At 62.0% G+C, this 880-nt stretch carries 1 pseudogene; it reads right to left on the reverse strand.

The features are described from left to right. Positions 1 to 814 (reverse strand): annotated as a pseudogene (locus tag IVA81_RS40190) (transposase); the annotation flags it as partial. Positions 815 to 880: the final 66 nt, after the last annotated feature.

Below are 880 nucleotides of genomic sequence, written 5' to 3' on the forward strand. Positions count from 1 at the left end.
TCGGGATCGGTGAAGTTGCGTTGCGCCTTGTCGCTCGGCTCTGCCGTGACGGGCTTGGACTTGCGTCCCGGCCGGCCCTTGCCGCCGTCGCCGGAGCCGTCGTCGTCCGGCTTCGCGGCCGTTTTGGCTTCGGCAGCAGCCTTGGCTTCGGCTTCCAGCGCGGCCTTGGCGGCACGGATCTTCTCGAGCCGCTTCTCTTTATTAGCCATCCAGTCCGGCATCTCGTCGCCGCGCTTCAAGGCACCGAACTGGCGGTCCTCGGCCTTGTCGGTCTGGGCGGCTTCGGCGAACCAGCGTTGGACTTCCGCTGCAAGCCTCGGCTCGGCCTCTTTCATCCGGCCATAGCTCATCGCTTTGTTGATCCCGGCATTGGCCTTGATCTTGGTGCCGTCGAGCGCCACATGGCCAAGCTTCACAAGGCCGGCCTCGCGGCACAGCTTCAAGACCTGCCGGAACAGGCCCGATAACGCTGCCAGATGGCGTTTGCGGAACTCGCTGATCGTGCGGAAGTCTGGACGTTGCATCCCCGTTACCGCCGCAAAATCCAGTCGCTCCTCGCAGCCCGCGCGATCTTGCGCGACGAGTAAACCCCTTGGCTGTACGCATAAAGCAGCAGCCCCACCATCATGCCAGGATGATAGGGCGGAAAGCCGCGCTCCTCGTCGTAGACATCCATGATCGCCGACAGGTCCAAACCGGTGCGAACCGTGTCGCGGACAAAGTGCGCCACGTGCCCGGAAGGCACCAAATCCTGGATCGACGGCGGCAGCAGCCAAACCTGATCAACGTCCCACGGACGAAATGTCTTGCTCATCCATCGTTTGAATCACGATGCTTGTGCTTCGTCGAGAAAAATCAGATTACTCAGACAGGCTCCTAG

It is taken from the genome of Bradyrhizobium sp. 141, assembly GCF_023074055.1.
Lineage (GTDB): Bacteria > Pseudomonadota > Alphaproteobacteria > Rhizobiales > Xanthobacteraceae > Bradyrhizobium.